This is a genomic window from Agrobacterium sp. 22-3639C2, from assembly GCF_053522105.1.
On the sequence record NZ_JBNWDB010000003.1, the window covers coordinates 629,906 to 648,284 of the forward strand.

Annotated in this window: 18 protein-coding genes; 10 read left to right on the plus strand and 8 right to left on the minus strand. The window is 58.2% G+C overall.

What is annotated here, in order from left to right:
• Nucleotides 1-2 precede the first annotated feature (2 nt).
• From lptB to ptsN, 4 genes are all read left to right on the plus strand, one after another.
• Nucleotides 3-812, plus strand: coding sequence for an LPS export ABC transporter ATP-binding protein (gene lptB, locus ACQZ6D_RS16050; protein WP_003514762.1), 810 nt, complete (start codon nt 3-5; stop codon nt 810-812).
• A gap of 153 nt (nt 813-965) precedes the next feature.
• Nucleotides 966-2,516: an RNA polymerase factor sigma-54 gene (gene rpoN, locus ACQZ6D_RS16055; RefSeq protein WP_065703727.1), complete on the plus strand. Its 1,551-nt coding sequence runs from the start codon at nt 966-968 to the stop codon at nt 2,514-2,516.
• Nucleotides 2,517-2,750: 234 nt separating this feature from the next.
• On the plus strand, nt 2,751-3,332 hold the full coding sequence (gene hpf / locus ACQZ6D_RS16060) for a ribosome hibernation-promoting factor, HPF/YfiA family (RefSeq protein ID WP_003514759.1): 582 nt from the start codon (nt 2,751-2,753) through the stop codon (nt 3,330-3,332).
• 82 nt (nt 3,333-3,414) lie between these two features.
• Entirely contained in the window at nt 3,415-3,876 is a 462-nt protein-coding gene (gene ptsN / locus ACQZ6D_RS16065; RefSeq protein WP_003493488.1) for a PTS IIA-like nitrogen regulatory protein PtsN, read from the plus strand.
• A gap of 129 nt (nt 3,877-4,005) precedes the next feature.
• Here ptsN and grpE read toward each other — a convergent pair whose 3' ends face one another.
• Nucleotides 4,006-4,641 carry a nucleotide exchange factor GrpE gene (gene grpE / locus ACQZ6D_RS16070; protein ID WP_003514756.1) on the minus strand — a complete coding sequence of 212 codons (636 nt, stop codon included), beginning with the start codon at nt 4,639-4,641 and terminating at the stop codon, nt 4,006-4,008.
• Nucleotides 4,642-4,754: 113 nt separating this feature from the next.
• Nucleotides 4,755-5,846 (minus strand): heat-inducible transcriptional repressor HrcA, encoded by a 1,092-nt coding sequence (hrcA, locus tag ACQZ6D_RS16075; RefSeq protein WP_003514754.1) that lies wholly within the window; start codon nt 5,844-5,846, stop codon nt 4,755-4,757.
• Nucleotides 5,847-5,982: 136 nt separating this feature from the next.
• Between hrcA and rph the strand changes: the two genes are divergently transcribed.
• Genes rph through hemW form a run of 3 tightly spaced genes read left to right on the plus strand, consistent with a single transcriptional unit; the run spans nt 5,983 to nt 8,566 of the window.
• Nucleotides 5,983-6,699, plus strand: a complete 717-nt coding sequence (gene rph, locus ACQZ6D_RS16080) for a ribonuclease PH (RefSeq protein ID WP_003514752.1) — start codon at nt 5,983-5,985, stop codon at nt 6,697-6,699.
• A 17-nt stretch (nt 6,700-6,716) separates the two neighbouring features.
• A complete protein-coding gene (rdgB, locus tag ACQZ6D_RS16085; protein ID WP_003514751.1) occupies nt 6,717-7,361 on the plus strand; it encodes an RdgB/HAM1 family non-canonical purine NTP pyrophosphatase in 645 nt (214 codons plus the stop codon).
• 5 nt (nt 7,362-7,366) lie between these two features.
• Entirely contained in the window at nt 7,367-8,566 is a 1,200-nt protein-coding gene (gene hemW, locus ACQZ6D_RS16090) for a radical SAM family heme chaperone HemW (protein ID WP_065703902.1), read from the plus strand.
• A 74-nt stretch (nt 8,567-8,640) separates the two neighbouring features.
• Here the strand turns inward: hemW and dnaA are convergent, their stop codons facing one another.
• The 4 genes from dnaA to mutM form a co-directional block, all read right to left on the minus strand.
• Nucleotides 8,641-10,104: a chromosomal replication initiator protein DnaA gene (dnaA, locus tag ACQZ6D_RS16095; protein WP_003514748.1), complete on the minus strand. Its 1,464-nt coding sequence runs from the start codon at nt 10,102-10,104 to the stop codon at nt 8,641-8,643.
• Nucleotides 10,105-10,975: 871 nt separating this feature from the next.
• Nucleotides 10,976-11,242, minus strand: a complete 267-nt coding sequence (gene rpsT, locus ACQZ6D_RS16100) for a 30S ribosomal protein S20 (protein WP_003493474.1) — start codon at nt 11,240-11,242, stop codon at nt 10,976-10,978.
• Between the two features lie 194 nt (nt 11,243-11,436).
• Nucleotides 11,437-12,210, minus strand: coding sequence for an enoyl-CoA hydratase (locus tag ACQZ6D_RS16105; protein ID WP_003514743.1), 774 nt, complete (start codon nt 12,208-12,210; stop codon nt 11,437-11,439).
• Between the two features lie 31 nt (nt 12,211-12,241).
• A complete protein-coding gene (gene mutM / locus ACQZ6D_RS16110) occupies nt 12,242-13,144 on the minus strand; it encodes a bifunctional DNA-formamidopyrimidine glycosylase/DNA-(apurinic or apyrimidinic site) lyase (protein ID WP_003514741.1) in 903 nt (300 codons plus the stop codon).
• Nucleotides 13,145-13,287: 143 nt separating this feature from the next.
• Between mutM and ubiE the strand changes: the two genes are divergently transcribed.
• From ubiE to olsE, 3 genes are all read left to right on the plus strand, one after another.
• A complete protein-coding gene (gene ubiE, locus ACQZ6D_RS16115) occupies nt 13,288-14,064 on the plus strand; it encodes a bifunctional demethylmenaquinone methyltransferase/2-methoxy-6-polyprenyl-1,4-benzoquinol methylase UbiE (protein WP_003514739.1) in 777 nt (258 codons plus the stop codon).
• A gap of 36 nt (nt 14,065-14,100) precedes the next feature.
• On the plus strand, nt 14,101-15,675 hold the full coding sequence (ubiB, locus tag ACQZ6D_RS16120; RefSeq protein ID WP_448729826.1) for a 2-polyprenylphenol 6-hydroxylase: 1,575 nt from the start codon (nt 14,101-14,103) through the stop codon (nt 15,673-15,675).
• A 163-nt stretch (nt 15,676-15,838) separates the two neighbouring features.
• Entirely contained in the window at nt 15,839-16,753 is a 915-nt protein-coding gene (olsE, locus tag ACQZ6D_RS16125) for an ornithine lipid hydroxylase OlsE (protein ID WP_003514735.1), read from the plus strand.
• A 23-nt stretch (nt 16,754-16,776) separates the two neighbouring features.
• Here olsE and ACQZ6D_RS16130 read toward each other — a convergent pair whose 3' ends face one another.
• Nucleotides 16,777-17,136 (minus strand): MmcQ/YjbR family DNA-binding protein, encoded by a 360-nt coding sequence (locus ACQZ6D_RS16130; protein WP_003514733.1) that lies wholly within the window; start codon nt 17,134-17,136, stop codon nt 16,777-16,779.
• Nucleotides 17,133-18,338, minus strand: coding sequence for a bifunctional phosphopantothenoylcysteine decarboxylase/phosphopantothenate--cysteine ligase CoaBC (coaBC, locus tag ACQZ6D_RS16135; protein ID WP_065703725.1), 1,206 nt, complete (start codon nt 18,336-18,338; stop codon nt 17,133-17,135). Before coaBC ends, ACQZ6D_RS16130 begins: the two co-directional genes overlap by 4 nt.
• Between the last annotated feature and the right edge of the window lie 41 nt (nt 18,339-18,379).

Here is an 18,379-nt window from a genome sequence, read left to right on the forward strand (position 1 = left end):
TCGTGAAGATAGCCTCGATCTCAAAAATATTTGGCGGTGGGCGCGACCGACCTGTGGACGCTGCGTCGCAGGCCGACAAGGCTCGCTATGACGGCACCCTGATCGCGCATGGTCTGACGAAGACCTACAATACACGGCGCGTCGTCAACGGCGTCTCGCTGGTCGTGCGCCGCGGTGAAGCCGTGGGGCTGCTTGGCCCGAACGGCGCAGGCAAAACCACCTGTTTCTACATGATCACGGGCCTTGTACCCGTCGATAGCGGCAAGATCGCCATCAACGGCAACGACGTCACCACCATGCCGATGTACAGGCGTGCCCGCCTCGGTGTCGGCTATCTGCCACAGGAAGCCTCCATCTTCCGTGGACTGACAGTCGAGGAAAACATCCGCGCCGTGCTGGAAGTGCACGAACCTGACAGCGCCAAGCGCAGCCGCAAGCTCGATGAGTTGCTGGAAGAGTTCCACATTGCGCAGCTGCGCAAATCGCCCGCTGTCGCGCTGTCGGGCGGCGAACGTCGCCGTCTGGAAATCGCCCGTGCTCTGGCGACCGATCCGACCTTCATGCTTCTGGACGAACCTTTTGCCGGCGTCGATCCGATCTCCGTCAGCGACATTCAGAACCTTGTCAGACATTTGACCGCGCGCGGGATCGGCGTTCTCATCACTGACCACAATGTCCGCGAAACGCTCGGCCTCATTGACCGCGCCTATATCATCCATGCCGGTGAGGTTCTCACCCATGGCCGTGCAGACGATATCGTCAACAATCCGGATGTGCGCCGGCTCTATCTCGGCAATAATTTTAGCCTTTAAGCTCCCGGGCGCGAAAGATTCTTCATCGCGCCCCGCAGTGACGCTTGACCAAACATAATAAAAAAGCAATTTTTGGGCCAAGTTTCGTTGCCAGCGCAAAATTTATGAAATTTGTGGCGACGAAGAAGCTGTAAGGGGAGTTTCGCGTCCGCCATGGCATTATCTGCCAGCCTTTTGCTGCGTCAAAACCAGTCTCTCGTGATGACACCGCAACTGATGCAGTCCATCCAGCTGCTTCAGATGACGCATTTCGAACTGACGCAGTTCATCGCGCAGGAGGTGGAGCGCAATCCTTTGCTTGAAATTGCGGCAAACGACGGCGATTTGAGCAGCGATAGCCCTGTTGATGCGGAGAATTTCGGCGATGCCGACAGCGAAGGGTCCGACAAGGCCGCGCCGGTAACGGCCGACAGCGACGACTGGTACAGCGATCGCGCGGCAAATCTCGGCGAACAGCTCGACACCAGCTTCGAAAATGTCTTTCCCGACGATACCGAACCCAGAAAGCCCGACGCACCCGAACTTGCGGGGCAGTGGAAATCCATGCCCGGGCAGGAGTCAGGCGAGAGTTACGATCTCGACGACTTCGTTGCCGCGAAACAGACCCTCAGCGACCATCTCAATCAGCAATTGCCTCTCGCCATATCCTCTGTGGAAGATAGGATGATTGCCGATGCGCTGATCGGCCAGCTCGACGAGACCGGATATATCGCCGTAGATGCCGTCGAAGACGTCGCTGAACGGCTGGGGGCGGCGCCTTCGGCAGTAGAGCGCATTCTGGAGACGCTTCAGGGCTTTGATCCTCCCGGCGTGTTTTCCCGCTCGCTGAGCGAATGTCTGGCGATCCAGCTTGCCCAGAAGGACAGGCTTGATCCGGCAATGCGGGCTTTTATCGACAATCTGGATCTTCTGGCGAAACGGGATTTCGCTTCTCTAAAAAAACTCTGCGGCGTGGATGAGGAAGACCTTCTCGACATGCTGGCGGAAATCCGCACGCTCAATCCGCGTCCGGGCGCTGGTTACGATTCGACCGTTTCCGAGACAATCGTTCCTGATATCATCATTCGCCCCTCCTCTGCCGGCGGCTGGCTTGTGGAAATCAACCCCGAGACCCTGCCGCGCGTGCTCATCAACCAGACCTATTTCGCAGAGGTTTCAAGGCACAAGTCGCGCGAGGGAGAGGATCAGGATTTCCTTTCCGAATGCATGCAGACGGCCCATTGGCTGACCCGCAGCCTCGACCAGCGCGCCAGAACGATCATGAAGGTGGCGACCGAAATCGTGCGCCAGCAGGACGCCTTTCTCGTCAATGGCGTGGACCACCTTCGCCCGCTGAACCTCAAGACGGTGGCCGACGCCATCAAGATGCACGAATCCACCGTCAGCCGGGTGACGTCGAAAAAATACATGCTGACGCCGCGCGGCCTGTTCGAGCTGAAATATTTCTTCAGTGTTTCCATCAGCTCGGTGGAAGGCGGTGACAGCCATTCGGCAGAAGCGGTGCGTCATCGCATCAAGGCGATGATCGCGCAGGAGGCCGCCGACGCAGTGCTTTCCGACGACGATATCGTCGATAATCTGAAAAAGAGTGGTATCGATCTTGCCCGCCGGACCGTGGCCAAATATCGCGAGGCGATGAACATCCCATCCTCCGTTCAGAGACGGCGCGAGAAGAAGGCCCTGGCCAGACTGTCGGCGTTCTGAGCGGTGGCGCTGGTCACGTTTTCAGGGCTTTCCAGCCGCACCATTGACTCTTGCTACGGCAAGGGCTAGAAGCCCGCCGCACACGTAAGCAAGGTCATTTGTAACGGATTCATCTCCACCGTCCATGGGCGTAAAATTCGAATGGGGGCTTTTAAAGGCCTTCGAAACGCTTGGATGCGCGCGCGGCTTGACGTAAGCTGGTACTCGCAAATCACTACAAAAAGGAAATTTTCCATGAGTGTGCGTGTATCTGGTAAACATATGGAGATCGGCGAATCTTTCCGGCAGCGGATTGAGGACAATATAGGTCTGGCAGTTACCAAATACTTCGATGGGGGGTATTCAGGCCAAGTGACCGTAGAGAAGTCCGGATCGCGTTTTGCAGCCGATTGCAAACTGCATCTCGATACGGGCGTTGTATTGCATGCGGCGGGTCAGGCAAATGATCCGCAAGCGAGTTTCGATGCCGCCGCCGAGCGTATCGAGAAGCGCCTGCGTCGCTACAAACGGAAGCTGAAGGACCATCACCACAATGGTTCCGCGGCGAACGGCGCGATGTCGGAAATCGCCTATACGGTAATGGATGCTGTCCCCGATGAGGACCACGAGGTTCCGGAAGACTACGCACCCACGATCGTTGCGGAAAGTTCGAAACAGATAAAGACGATGTCCGTCGCCAGCGCCGTGATGGCGCTCGACATGACGGACGAACCGGTTCTGCTGTTCCGCAGCCCCGGCAAGGAATATCTCAACATCGTCTACCGACGACATGACGGCAATATTGGCTGGATCGACGCGGAAACGATCAAGAGCTGAACAGTCTGACAAGACATGGGAGGCAGAGCGCGAAAGCGTATCTGCCTCCTGCATCGTCTCGATGGCATGAAGGAAAAAGAGAATGGCGTTGGCAGATTTGCTGCAACAAGATGCGATTATTCCCGCCCTCAAGGTGAATTCCAAAAAGCAATTGCTTCAGGAGCTGGCCGCAAAGGCAGCCAGAATTACCGGAGTCTCGGAACGGGAAGTTTTCGACGTCATCCTCCAGCGTGAGAAACTCGGCTCCACCGGTGTGGGGCACGGCATTGCCATTCCGCATGGCAAGCTGAGCAGCATCCATCAGATCACCGGCGTCTTCGCACGTCTTGAAACACCTGTTGATTTCGAGGCGCTGGATGACCAGCCGGTCGATCTGGTTTTCCTGCTGCTTGCACCCGAAGGCGCCGGCGCGGATCATCTGAAGGCGCTGTCGAGAATTGCCCGTGCTTTACGCGACCCCGAGCTGGTGGCCAAGCTGCGCGCCACCGATTCCGACACGGCAATTTACGCCTTCCTCAATCAGGAGCAGGCGACCGCTGCCTGATCAAAGGCTGCCGACGGTCCTTTCCATGGACAAAAAAACGCGCCCTTGAGGCGCGTTTTTTATTGGAGCATTTCAAACAAAAGCGCGTCCCGGTTTTATATCCGGACGCGCTTTAGATGAGGGAATGCCTCACGCATCCTTCTCGTTGACGGAGGCGGTGCCCGGCTCGGGCGCTGCGGCGGTCTCCACCTTCGGGCCACCCTTTGAGACGCCAACCATGGCGGGGCGCAGCACCCGGTCACCGATGGTGAAACCGGCCTGAACCACCTGCAGTACCGTGTTGTTCGGAACTGCCGTGTTCGGAATTTCGAACATCGCCTGGTGGAAATTCGGATCGAATTTCTGGCCTTCCGCATCGATCTTTTTGACGCCATGGCGCTCCAGCGTCGAGAGCATCGAGCGCTCCGTCATCTCGACACCTTCGATCAGGCCGTTGAGACCGGCTTCGCCATTGGTCTTGAGTTCGTCCGGAATGGCTTCAAGAGCGCGGCGAAGATTGTCGGAAACGGCAAGCATGTCGCGCGCGAAAGCGGCGAGAGAATAGGCCTTCGCATCCTTGACTTCGCGTTCGGTGCGGCGACGAAGATTGTCCATTTCTGCTGCAAGACGCAGGAACTTGTCGCGCAGATCGGCATTTTCGGCCCTGAGCAGTTCGATCGGATCGGGCTCGGCAGCTTCCGCCGTCTCTTCCCCTGTAAATGCGGGTTCGACAAACTCTTCGGCGACGTCCGCGTCAGGTCCGGGCTTTTTCGTATCGTCGGTCATGACGTTCTCCAGATTTGAATATTGTTGGTTGCGCCCGATATCGAGGTTTGAAGGGCAAAAATCAAGGCTTGCGGCGAAAAGCTTGCCGCATTCTCTAACCTTGCGGGCTTGTCCTATCTCTGCTTTCGGGAAAGGCGGGCCATAATTTGTGCGGTGTAGTCCACCATAGGCACGATACGGGCGTAATTGAGCCTCGTGGGACCGATGACGCCGACGGCACCCACAACGCGATTTTCCTCATCCCGATAAGGTGCCACGATCAGTGACGAGCCGGACAGCGAGAAGAGCTTGTTTTCCGAGCCGATGAAAATCCTGACGCCTGAGCCACTTTCTGCAAGGTTGAGGATCTCGATGAGGTTTTCCTTGCGTTCCAGATCGTCGAACAGCAGGCGCACACGATCGATATCTTCCTCACCGGCCAGACCTTCCAGCAGGTTGGAGCGTCCGCGTACGATGAGGCGGCCGAGCTTGCCCTCTTCATTGTCGCCCGCCCATATGGCGAGACCACGTTCGATGAGGTCCTGCGCGAGCGTGCCGAGTTCCGACTGCAATTCGGCACGCTGCGTCTGAAACTGGCCCCGCAGTTCCTGCAGCGTCTGCCCGGAAAGATGGGCATTGATGAAATTTGCCGCCTCTGTCAATTGCGATGACGAAATGCCGACCGGCAATTCGATGATACGGTTTTCGACCTGATTGTGGTCCCCCACCAGCACGGCAAGCGCCTTGGTGGGCTCCAGCCGGATGAATTCAACATGCTTGAGAATGACGTCGCTCTTGGCCGTCAGCACCAGGCCAGCACCGCGCGACATGCCTGAAAGCATGCGGCTTGCCTCCGTCAGCAACCCTTCCAGCGATTGCTCGTGGCCGGCGACCGGACCGATCTGACGGTCGATACTGGCTCTCTCATCGGCGGGCAGATCGCCCACCTGCATGAATGCGTCCACGAAGAAGCGCAGCCCCGTCTGGGTGGGCAGTCGCCCGGCGCTGATATGCGGCGAATAGATGAGACCCAGTTCCTCGAGGTCGCTCATGACGTTGCGAACGGAGGCCGGTGAAAGCGACATCGGCAACAGCCGCGACAGGCTGCGCGACCCCAAGGGTTCGCCGGTGTCGAGATAGCCTTCGACGATGCGCCGGAAAATCTCCCGCGACCGTTCATCCAGCAACGATGCCTGATCTTTTGAAAGCGGTGCGGAAAAGCCCATATCATCCGTTCTTTATCGTCAAAACTCTGTCCGTACCAATATAATGCGTTGCACCGCTGCGGCAAAATGGAAATTGGCTTTGCAAAACCCCGGGGCGCGCCTTAGAAGGCAGGAACCAACATGGAGAGTGGATCATATGCGGCCTTCAGGCAGAAAAACCGATCAGATGCGCAAGGTTTCCTTCGAGCGCAATTTCTCGAAACATGCCGAAGGTTCCTGTCTGGTCAAATTCGGTGATACGCATGTGCTCGTCACCGCAAGCCTTGAGGAAAAGACGCCGCCGTGGCTGCGCAACAGCGGCAAGGGCTGGGTCACCGCCGAATACGGCATGCTGCCGCGTTCCACTCATGAGCGGATGAAACGCGAGGCCTCGGCCGGCAAGCAGGGCGGACGCACGCAGGAAATCCAGCGCCTCATTGGCCGCTCGCTGCGTGCAGTGGTCGACCTGCAGGCGCTTGGCGAGCGCCAGATCAGCATCGACTGCGACGTCATTCAGGCCGATGGCGGCACGCGCACGGCCTCCATCACCGGCGCATGGATCGCCCTGCATGATTGCCTGAAGTGGATGGAAACTCGCAACATGATCAAGGTCGAGAAGGTCCTGAAAGACCATATCGCCGCGATCTCCTGCGGCATCTTTGCAAAACAGCCGGTCATCGATCTCGATTATCTCGAGGATTCCTCCGCCGAGACCGATGCGAATTTCGTCATCACCGGCTCCGGCGGCATCGTCGAAGTGCAGGGAACCGCGGAAGGTGCCCCCTTCTCCGAAGAGGAATTCCTGACGCTGCTCGGTCTTGCAAAGGCCGGATGCAGCGAACTGGTCGCCCTTCAGAAACAGGCAATAGCCTGAGCCGACAGGAAAACGTCATGCGCAAGCTCGATACCAGAACGATCGTCGTCGCCAGCCACAACAAGGGCAAGATCGCCGAAATCGCCGACCTGATCGGGCCTTTCGGCTTTTCAGCGAAATCGGCTGCGGAGCTGAACTTCGTGGAGCCGGACGAGACAGGCACCACCTTTGAGGAAAATGCTGCCATCAAGGCGCTTGCGTCTGCGAAGGCGTCCGGCCTGCCGGCTCTTTCTGACGATTCCGGTCTGGTCATCGATGCGCTGGATGGCGCGCCGGGCGTTTACACCGCCAATTGGGCGGAAACGGCTGACGGTACGCGCGACTTCGCCATGGCCATGCAGAAGGTCGAGGATGCGCTTGCCGAACGCGGTGCAACGAAGCCGGAAGACCGCACGGGCCGCTTCGTCAGCGTGCTGTGCCTTGCCTGGCCGGACGGGCATGTCGAATATTTTCGCGGCGAGGTGGAAGGCACGGTGGCGTGGCCACCGCGTGGAACGAGCGGTTTCGGCTATGACCCGATCTTCAAACCGGAAGGTTACGACACCACATTCGGTGAAATGACCGCAGACGAAAAACACGGCTGGAAGCACGGCGATGCGTTTGCGCTCTCCCACCGTGCCCGCGCGTTCAAAAAATTCGTCGAAACCTGTCTGGAGGCATGAACCCGATGACCGGGGAGCACCAACTTTCTGCCCCCGGCGCGTCGCTTCTGCCGGATACGGGCGATCCCGGTTTCGGGATCTATCTGCACTGGCCCTTCTGTGCGGCCAAATGCCCCTATTGCGATTTCAACAGCCATGTCCGCCACCGCCCGGTGGATCAGGACCGGTTCACTGCGGCGTTCCTCAGCGAAATGGCAAAGATGCGGGCGCTCAGCGGTCCGCGTGTCGTTACCAGCATTTTCATGGGCGGCGGCACACCTTCGCTGATGGACCCGCAGACCGTAGGCGCGCTTCTTGATGGCGTTTCGCGCTTCTGGCATGTGCCTGATGGTATCGAGATCACCATGGAGGCCAATCCTTCAAGCGTCGAGGCGGAGCGGTTTCGCGGTTACCGGGCAGCCGGCGTCAATCGCGTCTCGCTCGGCGTCCAGGCGCTGAACGACCGGGACCTGAAGTTCCTTGGCCGTCTGCATGATGTTGCCGATGCGCTTAAAGCCATCCGTCTGGCGCGGGAAATTTTTCCGCGCATGTCCTTCGATCTGATTTACGCCCGCCCGAACCAGACGGTGGCCGAATGGGACGCTGAGCTGAAGGAAGCCGTCTCCTACGCCGTCGACCATCTGTCGCTCTATCAGCTCACTATCGAGGAAGGCACGCCGTTCTACGGGCTGCACAAGGCTGGCAAGCTGATCGTACCGGATGGCGAGCATTCGGCGGTGCTTTATGAAGCGACGCAGGAAATCACCGAGCGTTACGGCATGCCGGCGTACGAGGTTTCCAATCACGCCCGCCCCGGTGCGGAAAGCCGCCATAACCTGACCTATTGGCGTTATGGCGATTATGCCGGTATTGGACCCGGTGCGCATGGACGCCTGACCAATGGCGCCTCCAAGCTCGCCACCGTCACCGAGCGCCATCCCGAAACCTGGCTCGATACCGTCGAGCGTGAAGGCCACGGCATGGTCGATCAGGAGCTTCTCGGCGTCGACGAACAGGCAGACGAACTGCTATTGATGGGTCTTCGCCTGCGCGAAGGCATTGATCTTGCTCGCTGGAGCGATCTCTCCGGCCGCGAACTCGACCCGGAGAAAGAGGAATTCCTCCTGCAACACGGCTTCGTGGAACGGATCGGCAATTCCCGCCTGCGCTGCACCCCTTCCGGCATGCTTATTCTGGATGCCGTGGTCGCCGATCTCGCCTGCTGACCGGCAGCCTGCCTGGTCCTGAGCCAATCAACAACCGAGAAACCAATAAAAAAGCGGCCCGAAGGCCGCTTTTTTCATGCGTTGTTTTCGTTGATCAGGCGCTTCAGCAGCTCAACCTCGTGGCCGAGCTTGGTGTCGCCGGAAATCAGATCCTCGATCTTGCGCACCGCGTGAAGAACCGTGGTGTGGTCGCGACCGCCGAAACGGCGACCGATCTCGGGAAATGAGCGCGGTGTCAGCATCTTTGCCAGATACATGGCGATCTGGCGCGGCTTGACGATGACGCGGGTGCGACGGTTGGAAACCAGCTCCTGCCGCGACACATTATAATGCCTGGCGACGATGCGCTGAATATCCTCGATACGGACGCGCTTGGCCTCCCCACTGCCGACGAGGTGCGACAGCAGCTCATCGACACGGTCAACCGAGAGGTTCGGCTCGAAAGAGCGTCTGAACATCAGCTGGTTGAAGGCGCCTTCAAGCTCGCGTCCGCTCGCCGTCACGCTTTTGGCCACATGGGTCAGTATTTCGTCCGAAATCTCGAAAGACGGATCGTCCTGACGTGCAGAACCCATGCGACGGTTGAGCATTTCGTAGCGCATGTCGTAATCGGGACCTTCGATCTCGATGGCCATGCCACCCTGAAGGCGCGAACGGACACGCGGATCAAGCGATTCCAGCTCCCACGGCGCGCGGTCAGCGGCCACGACAACCTGCTTGGCGCTGTCGAGCAGCATGTTCAACAGGTGGCAGAATTCGTGCTGGATCATCTTGCCCTGCAGGAACTGCATGTCGTCGATGACGAGAAGGTCGATATTGCGCAGGGTGTCTTTCAGCGTCAGCGCATCATTGTCGCGGATCGCGGTCGCAAAACGCCACATGAAATATTCGGCCGTCAGATAGACCACACGCGGGTTGCGCGGGCTGTCGATGGCGGCATTGGCAATCGCCTGCAGAAGGTGTGTCTTGCCAAGCCCGACACCCGCATGAATGAACAGCGGATTGAAGCGCACAGCACCGGCACCCGCTTCAGCGATCGTCTTTGCCGCCGCAAGCGCGACGCGGTTGGACGAGCCCTCGACAAAAGTGTCAAAGGTGAAACGTGTATCGAGCGGCGAACCGAACAGCGGCCCGGAGCTACCCTGCCGCAGCGTCGCCTGCGCCGCCGCAGGCTGTGCAGAAGGTGCTGTCGCCGGCTGCGACGGAATGAAGGACTTGTTGCGCGCAACCGCGCCCATGTCCTGAACGGGCTGCACCCGTTCCTCGACCTGCGCGGGGCGGGCCGGGCGGCTGGCGGAGCGGACAAGAATTTCCACCTTCAGCACGTCCGGATCCTCGCTTTGGACGAGACTGGTGATCAGATCCATATAACGGTTGTTGATCCAGGACTTCAGAAAGGTCGTCGGAACGGTAAAACGGACGACGCTTTTCGAAACGGTGTGGAGTTTGAGCCGTGCAAACCAGCTTGCATAGACCTCGGGACCAACCTGTGCCTTCAGCCGCGCGCTAAAACGTTCAAACAGCGCATCGTGCTTCATTGCCGATTTATCCCCTGCCGCTTCTGAGCAAGCTGCATCACGAGCCTGTGGTGCGCGGTCCCCATCGGCCACCGCACCCATCGCCAAATTCAATTGCATATTGCCGCCTTTCAAATTGCCAATCATAGCCTGACGATCAAAAAACGATCGCCAGAGATCCCCCTCGTATTATTTCCCGCCTCCAGCACTCCCCTCGAAAGAGCGTCAAAGACTACTACTTGTTTGCGAGCCGGTTATCCCATTTCCCTCCCCTTCATGGAGAGGCCTGCGACACGCTAAAAACGCTCCTTTCGCTACAACTGTAAGGCGCATTCTTAAGGACAAAAAGCTCCAGCCCGTTCCGAGACCGAAACGGCACAAAAAGCTCAATGACCTGAGAAAACGGACCTCGAAAGGCCCGCCAGCAAGAAGGTGAATATCGTCGATACGATCATCGAGATAATCTGTGGACTGAGATCCGCACCCCTTGTTGAAATGCATTTAGGCAGGATCGTGGGGAGAGATCAATGGCGTTTTTTCTGCAAAAACTCAGATCGACCATTGACTCGCAATGGTCGTTTTGCATCACCGGCAAGGTCCGAAGCAGAATCGCTTATGAATCAATGAGATTCAATTTTGGCATTTTTCGATAGCCCGTTTTGGCAAAAAAATAAAAATCTTCTTGACTCAAAACTGGCTGCGACTTCCGTAGAGAAAGCTTCCCATTTTTCGGGAGACCTCCGGCAATCCATTGTTTTTATTCAGTTTTTCTTGTCGCTCATCTGACACGCGTTTGTCACGTTACGGCAGGAATGATTAACGTAGGGTTAGAATCACAAAAAGCCCGGTCAAAAGACCAGGCTTTTTGAATAGTTAATTGTGATTAGCCGGATTAGGCGGAAAGAGCCTTAACGCGCTGGGCAAGACGCGACACCTTACGGGATGCCGTGTTGCCATGCAGAACGCCACGCGTCGCTGCGCGCTGGATCTCAGGCTGAGCTGCCTTCAGAGCTTCGGTGGCTACTGCCAGATCGCCCGAAGCGATAGCTTCCTCGACCTTGCGGATGAAGCCGCGAACGCGCGAACGGCGAGCCTTGTTGACTGCGGTACGGCGAGCGATCTTGCGGGTCGCCTTTTTCGCCGAAGTTGTATTGGCCATGTATGCCTCTCTTCGAATTCAAACCAAATTCCGCAACCAGAGGATCGGGTCGTTCGAAGACCTCACTTAACCCAAGAATGCGGGAGTAATTTCGGACAAGCCGGATGGCTTTCCTTAACCGTGGGCGGGCATATACCGCTAAAGCGTACGCCCGTCAACGCGCAAATGGCGGAAAACGCCGATATTCCGAATCCTTAGCGATTCCGGAAAGCGGGTTTGCGCTTTTCAACGAAGGCCGCCATGCCCTCCTTCTGATCCGCTGTTGCAAAGAGCGACTGAAAGGATCGCCTTTCATATCTCAGCCCTTCCGAAAGAGGAACCTCGAAGGAGCGATTGACGCTTTCCTTGGCCATGAGAACGGAAGCGCGAGACAGCGAGGCGATGCGCGTGGCGGCATCCACCGCCTCATCCATGAGATTTGCCGCGGGGACGATCCGCGAAACGAGGCCGGCGCGCTCTGCCTCGGCCGCATCCATCATGCGGCCGGTCAGAACCAGATCCATCGCCTTCGCCTTGCCCACCGCCCGCGTCAGCCGCTGCGAGCCGCCCATGCCGGGAATGACGCCAAGCGTGATTTCCGGCTGGCCGAATTTCGCCGTGTCCGAAGCGATGATGAAATCGCACATCATTGCCAGCTCACACCCGCCGCCCAGCGCAAAGCCGGAGACTGCGGCAATGACCGGCTTGCGGGTCGATGCGACCTCGTCCCAGCCGCCGAGAAAGTCGCCGACATAGGCATCGACAAAATCCAGCCCCTGCATTTCCTTGATGTCCGCGCCAGCGGCAAATGCCTTTTCCGACCCCGTTATAATGATCGCGCCGATGGAATCGTCAGCAGAGAACGAGGAGAGAATGTGCCGCAGCTCCTTCAGAAGCACCGAATTGAGGGCGTTGAGCGCCTTGGGCCGGTTTAGCGTGATGACGCCCACCTCGTCGCGTTTCTCGACCAGTATCGTTTCATAATCCACGGCAGTCTCCCTCGCCATTATTCCGCCTCAGCTACTTCTGGCAGGCCGCGCAATAAAAGGTCGAACGACCGGCCTGCACTATCCTTTCAACCGTACCCCCGCAGCCGGGTGTACGGCAAGGCTGGCCTTCCTGATCGTAGACTGAAAAGGAATGCTGGAAATAACCGAGCGTTCCGTCCGTCTGTATATGGTCGCGCAGGGAAGAGCCGCCGGCGGCGATTGCGTCCGCGATCACGTCCCGGATCTTCTCCGTGAGATTGATGAGCTGCGGCTTCGGCTCTCCGGTTTTGGTCACCAGCGTTCCCGCCGCCCGCAAAGGCGAGAGATGGGCACGCCACAGCGCCTCACAGACATAGATATTGCCAAGGCCCGCAATGACCTTCTGGTCCAGCAGCGTGCTTTTTAACGGCTGGCTTTTACCCTGGAACCGGCTCGCGAGATAATCCGCGCTCAGCGCGTTGCCGGTCGGTTCCGGTCCCAGCCCCGCAAAAGCGGGGTAGAGGTCGAGCTTGTTGCGCTCCACCAGATGCATGAAGCCGAAGCGGCGCGGGTCATTATAGATGACGCAGATGCGCTCTTCGCCCTTATCCAGATGAAAGACGACATGATCGTGCTTGCCGTCCTTCGAGCGGGCATAATGAAACGCGCCGGGCGCGTTCCTATTCCCTGCCTCATCTGCCGCCGCCTCGATACGGAACGAGCCGGACATTCCAAGATGGGCAACGATCGTCAGCCCGTCTTCCAGCTCTATCAAGAGATACTTCGCCCTGCGCCCGAGCGATATGATCGTCCTGCCCTCGATCAGGCCCGCGAAGTCCTCCGGGAACGGAAAGCGCAGATCGGGACGGCCAAGGTGGAGCTTGCGGATTCTTGCCCCTTCCATGGTGGGCGCGAGGCCGCGTCTAACGGTTTCGACTTCTGGCAATTCTGGCATCTGGCTTATCCGGCAGTTTATCGTTAGGACCATGTGGTCTATACAATGCACGCGAAATGTCGCGCCCAGGCGATGCGGCAACAGATAGCGTCGCCATGGCGTTTCCGCTATGGTCCGCCACGCAATTAATATGGAGACAGACGATGACCGACGCCCGTACCACTGCCCAAGGCGGCATGGAAACGTCCTATGGCTTCCACAAAGTGGACGAAGGCAAAAAGCAGGGGCTGGTCAACGATGTCTTCCACAAGGTGGCCAAGCGCTACGACATTATGAACGACGTGATGTCGGCCGGCCTGCACCGGCTGTGGAAGGACGCCATGGTGTCCTCGCTTTCACCGCGCAAGGACGCCTCTTATAAGGTGCTTGACGTAGCTGGTGGCACCGGCGATATCGCTTTCCGCATCGTGGAAGCCTCCAACCGTCTGGCGCATGCCACCGTTCTCGATATCAACGGCTCGATGCTTGCCGTTGGCGAGGAGCGCGCGGCAAAACGAAAGCTCTCCGACAATCTGACCTTCGTTGAAGCCAATGCCGAGGAGCTGCCCTTCGAGGCGAATACCTTCGACGCCTATACGGTCGCCTTCGGCATTCGCAACGTACCGCGCATCGACGTCGCGCTGAAAGAAGCCTACCGCGTACTGAAACGTGGCGGGCGACTGTTGGTGCTGGAATTTTCCGAAGTGGAAATGCCGCTACTCGACCGCGTCTATGATGCATGGTCGTTCAACGCCATTCCGCAATTCGGCAAGATGATCACCGGGGATGCCGAGCCCTATCAATATCTGGTCGAGTCTATCCGCAAATTCCCCAATCAGGAGGATTTCGCGACGATGATCCGCTCCGCCGGCTTTTCGCGCGTGACCTATACAAATTACACCGGCGGTATCGCCGCCCTGCATTCCGGCTGGAAGCTTTAAGACCATGCCCGGCAAAAGCAGGAGACAAGCATAAGCATGAGCACTTTGGGCGCATATTTCCGCCTCGCAAGGGTTGGCTGGGTTCTCGTGCGCGAAGGCGTCGTGCTGGCCTTGCCATCCGATGACCTTCCTGCCTCCGCGCAAGTGATGAAGGCATTGCTGAAGCCATTCGCCCGCAGCAAGGCCAAGCGGGCGCAACGTAGCGACCGGCTGGCGGTAGCTGTCGAGCGGCTTGGCCCGTCCTATGTGAAGATGGGACAGTTTCTGGCCACAAGGCCGGATGTGGTCGGCGCCGACTTCGCCGACGATCTTGCGAGCCTGCAGGACCGCATGGCATTTTTCCCCGCAGCCGCGGCCAAGGCCAATATTGAAGGTTCGCTCGGGCGTTCTGTTTCGGAACTCTACAGGGAATTTGGCGATCCGATCGCCGCCGCTTCCATCGCCCAGGTTCACCCGGCGATAGTGGATACGCCGAAAGGGCCGCGCAAGGTCGCCGTCAAGGTCATTCGCCCCGGCGTTCGCCAGCGCTTCCAGAACGATCTGGAGGCGATGTATCTGATCGCCGACCTGCAACAGCGTTTCGTCCGCTCTGCCCGCCGCCTGCGGCCGGTGGAAGTCACTCGCACGCTGGAACAGACAACCAAGATCGAGATGGATCTGCGGCTTGAGGCCGCCGCCCTTTCCGAACTTGCCGAAAATACCAAAGAAGACCCCGGATTCCGCGTTCCGGAGGTAGATTGGGAACGCACCGGCCGCGATGTCGTCACCATGGAATGGATCGACGGCGTCAAGATGTCGGATATTGAGGGACTGAAGGCTGCCGGCCACGATCTGAACAAGCTGGCTGATACTCTCATCCAGTCCTTCCTGCGGCACACGTTGCGCGACGGCTTTTTCCATGCCGACATGCACCCCGGCAATCTCTTTGTCGATCCGCCGGGCATGATCGTAGCCGTGGATATGGGCATTGCCGGGCGGCTGGGCAAAAAAGAACGCAGGTTCCTTGCCGAAATCCTCTACGGCTTCATCACCCGCGATTACATGCGCGTCGCGGAGGTGCATTTCGAGGCCGGTTATGTGCCGGGCCATCACGATAAAGCCAGCTTTGCGCAGGCGATCCGCGCCATCGGCGAACCAATCCACGGCCAGCCGGCCGAGACGATCTCCATGGGCAAGTTGCTGACGCTGCTGTTCGAAGTTACCGAGCTCTTCGACATGGAAACGCGCCCGGAACTGGTGATGCTGCAAAAGACCATGGTGGTGGTGGAAGGCGTATCCCGCATGCTCAATCCGCGTTTCAACATGTGGAAAGCGGCCGATCCGGTCGTCAGCGGCTGGATAAGGGACAATCTTGGCCCGAAACGCATTGTCACCGATCTGAAGGACGGCGTGAAGGCGGCTCTCAAGCTTGCGGAAGCGGCACCCGAGATCGCTGCCAAGACGGAGAAGCTGCATTCCGACCTGGTGTATATGAGCGAGAACGGCCTGCGTTTCGACGCCCAGACCGCGGAAGCGATCGGCAAGGCGGAAGCGCGCCACACCAAATGGGGCCGGGCGGCGCTCTGGGTGATTGCGCTCACGCTTCTCTATATCGCGATCAGGATCAGCTAAACGATACTCAAACTCGACGCTCACGCCGGTGCGGCACACTTTCGAACCGAAAATCGCCGGTCTTCCAGTTTGATAGATGCGTACCATGCTGCTGCAACATATCGAGGATAATGACCTGATCTTGGTTGAAAGTTAAATGATTGCCGGACGGGAATTGAGATTGATGGCAAAAAATGAAGCCGTAAAACGGGTCCTTACCTATTGCTCGTGGCCCATGGTGTTTTTTCTCGGTCTTACCGGGGCTTATTTCGCTTTTTCGAGTGAGCATCCGATCACCACATTCCTCGCCGTCTACGCGGGCGCGGTGGCCAGCCTGTTTCTTCTTGAGCGTTACATTCCCTATGAGACGGAATGGCTTCAATCTGATGGTGAAACCGTCAACAATATCGCCCACACGCTCTTGACCAAGGGGCTTGTTCAGCTTGCCGCCATGGCAGCGGTGCTCTTTCCAATGCTGACCGCCATTTTTCTGCAACCTTTGGCGGCCATGAAATTCGACCTGTGGCCTTCTCAGTTGCCGATGGTTGTTCAGGTCACGCTCGCCCTGATGATCGCTGAATTCGGTCTCTACTGGGCGCACCGTATCGCCCATGAAACGGTGTTCTTCTGGCGTTTCCACGCGCTTCATCACAGCGTTGTCCGTCTTTGGGTCGTCAATACGGGCCGTTTTCATGTGGCCGACTCGCTGTTCAAGATCGCGCTCAGCCAGATTCCGCTTTATCTCATGGGCGCACCGTTGCAGGTGTTCTGGTGGCTCGCGGCTGTGACCGCCTTCATCGGCATTCTGACCCATTGCAATGTGGATATGAAAACCGGGCCGCTGGACTACGTGTTCAGCACGCCCCGGCTGCACCGATGGCACCACTCCAAAGAGCTGCCTGAGGGAAATACCAATTATGGCGAGAACCTTGTCATTTTCGACCAGTTGTTCGGCAGCTATTTCAATCCCGATCGCCCTTCCTCGACCAACATCGGCATCAAGGGAGAAATTGCAAAGGGCTTTCTGCCACAGCTTTTTCAGCCTTTCACTAAAGAAGGGGTTCGCCAGATCATCGGGCGAAACACGAAAGAAAATTGAAGGGATTGGCGACAATGCCGCCTTCAGGCCGGGAGAATTCCCAGTTCGACCCGCAGCTTCTTCGTCAGCCCGGCGGCAACGAGTTCATAGGAGCGGCGGACATAGTGTTCCAGCTCCTCTTGCTCCAGCGGTGAATGATCGGAGATCGATATCCATTTGCGCTTGGCGAAATAAGGTGCCTGGTGGATGCCTTCCAGCGAGGTGAGGATTTCGAAGCTTTCCTCCGAACATTTCACCACAAGCCGCCAGTCGTCACGTTCACCCAAAACGGAAAAGACCTTGTCTCCGACCTTGGCAACGTGGGAGTCCCATTGATCGACGAAACGGACGCCCGGCCATTCTCCGAGCACCCTGTCGAATGTCTTGCGATCGAAAAGGCTCATGCGAGTTTCTCCGCGATGAGGGCCGCCAGACGTTTGGCGACTTCGGCCTTGTCCATATCAGGCCAGGCCTCGATACCCTCATTCGAAATGATCTTCACGCTGTTGCGGTCTCCGCCCATGATGCCGGTTTCCGCCGACACATCATTGGCAACGATATAATCGGCGCCCTTGCGCTCCAGTTTGGCTCGGCCGTTTTTCTCCACATCCTGCGTCTCGGCGGCGAAACCCACCACCAGCTTCGGGCGCTTTTCGTGGTGGCCGACGGTTTTGAGAATATCGGGGTTTTCCATAAGTTGCAGCGCAGGCGGGGCATCGCCCGGCTGCTTTTTGATCTTTTGCTCCGAAGAACCCGCCACCCGCCAGTCGGCGACAGCGGCAACCATGACGGCGATATCCACCGGCAGCCTTGAAATCACCGCATCGCGCATCTCCTCGGCACGCTCGACATGGACCGTTGCAACGCCCGCCAAATCGGCAATCGTGACGGGACCCGAGACCAGCGTTACCTCCGCACCCAACTCCGCAAGCGCAGCTGCGATGGCATGGCCCTGCTTGCCGGAGGAGCGGTTGGCGATGTAACGCACCGGATCGATCGGCTCATGGGTGGGGCCGGAGGTAACGATCGCCGTTCTGCCTCTTAAAGGCTTCAGCCCGCCATCCAGCAAAGCCTCAACGCCTTGAACGATCTGCAAAGGCTCCGCCATACGACCAAGACCGGCCTCGGCCTTTTCCGCCATTTCGCCTGCCATAGGGCCGATGAAAAACACGCCGTCTTTTTTCAGCGTTTCGACATTGCGCACCGTTGGCTTTGCCGACCACATTTTCGGGTTCATGGCAGGTGCGACCAGCACCTTCCGATCGGTCGCCAGAAGGATCGTGGAGGCAAGATCATCAGTCAGACCATTCGCCATCTTCGCCATCAGATCAGCGGTGGCGGGCGCGACCAGCACGAGGTCGCATTCGCGCGCGAGCCGGATATGCCCGACATCCTGCTCGTCCTGCCTCGAAAAAAGCTCGGTGAAGACGTGGGTGGCGGACAGTGCGCCAACAGCAAGCGGAGTGACGAATTCCTGTGCGCCCTTCGTCATGACTGGCGTCACCTTGGCGCCGCGCTCTTTCAGACGGCGGATGAGGTCGAGGCTCTTATAGGCCGCGATGCCGCCGGAGATGATGAGGAGAATATGTTTGCCTGAAAGCGTCATGATGCCGGACCAGTTTCCCGTTTAACCGGGAAACTAAGCCC

Bases quoted from the DNA above. Each gene is read 5' to 3' on its own strand.
- mutM (WP_003514741.1), bottom strand. From the start codon at position 13,144: ATGCCAGAATTGCCAGAAGTCGAAACCGTTAGACGCGGCCTCGCGCCC.
- rph (WP_003514752.1), top strand. From the start codon at position 5,983: ATGCGGCCTTCAGGCAGAAAAACCGATCAGATGCGCAAGGTTTCCTTC.
- ubiB (WP_448729826.1), top strand. From the start codon at position 14,101: ATGAGCACTTTGGGCGCATATTTCCGCCTCGCAAGGGTTGGCTGGGTT.
- hemW (WP_065703902.1), top strand. From the start codon at position 7,367: ATGACCGGGGAGCACCAACTTTCTGCCCCCGGCGCGTCGCTTCTGCCG.
- olsE (WP_003514735.1), top strand. From the start codon at position 15,839: ATGGCAAAAAATGAAGCCGTAAAACGGGTCCTTACCTATTGCTCGTGG.
- ptsN (WP_003493488.1), top strand. From the start codon at position 3,415: ATGGCGTTGGCAGATTTGCTGCAACAAGATGCGATTATTCCCGCCCTC.
- dnaA (WP_003514748.1), bottom strand. From the start codon at position 10,104: ATGAAGCACGATGCGCTGTTTGAACGTTTTAGCGCGCGGCTGAAGGCA.
- ubiE (WP_003514739.1), top strand. From the start codon at position 13,288: ATGACCGACGCCCGTACCACTGCCCAAGGCGGCATGGAAACGTCCTAT.
- coaBC (WP_065703725.1), bottom strand. From the start codon at position 18,338: ATGACGCTTTCAGGCAAACATATTCTCCTCATCATCTCCGGCGGCATC.
- ACQZ6D_RS16130 (WP_003514733.1), bottom strand. From the start codon at position 17,136: ATGAGCCTTTTCGATCGCAAGACATTCGACAGGGTGCTCGGAGAATGG.
- rpsT (WP_003493474.1), bottom strand. From the start codon at position 11,242: ATGGCCAATACAACTTCGGCGAAAAAGGCGACCCGCAAGATCGCTCGC.
- hpf (WP_003514759.1), top strand. From the start codon at position 2,751: ATGAGTGTGCGTGTATCTGGTAAACATATGGAGATCGGCGAATCTTTC.
- rdgB (WP_003514751.1), top strand. From the start codon at position 6,717: ATGCGCAAGCTCGATACCAGAACGATCGTCGTCGCCAGCCACAACAAG.
- hrcA (WP_003514754.1), bottom strand. From the start codon at position 5,846: ATGGGCTTTTCCGCACCGCTTTCAAAAGATCAGGCATCGTTGCTGGAT.
- grpE (WP_003514756.1), bottom strand. From the start codon at position 4,641: ATGACCGACGATACGAAAAAGCCCGGACCTGACGCGGACGTCGCCGAA.
- rpoN (WP_065703727.1), top strand. From the start codon at position 966: ATGGCATTATCTGCCAGCCTTTTGCTGCGTCAAAACCAGTCTCTCGTG.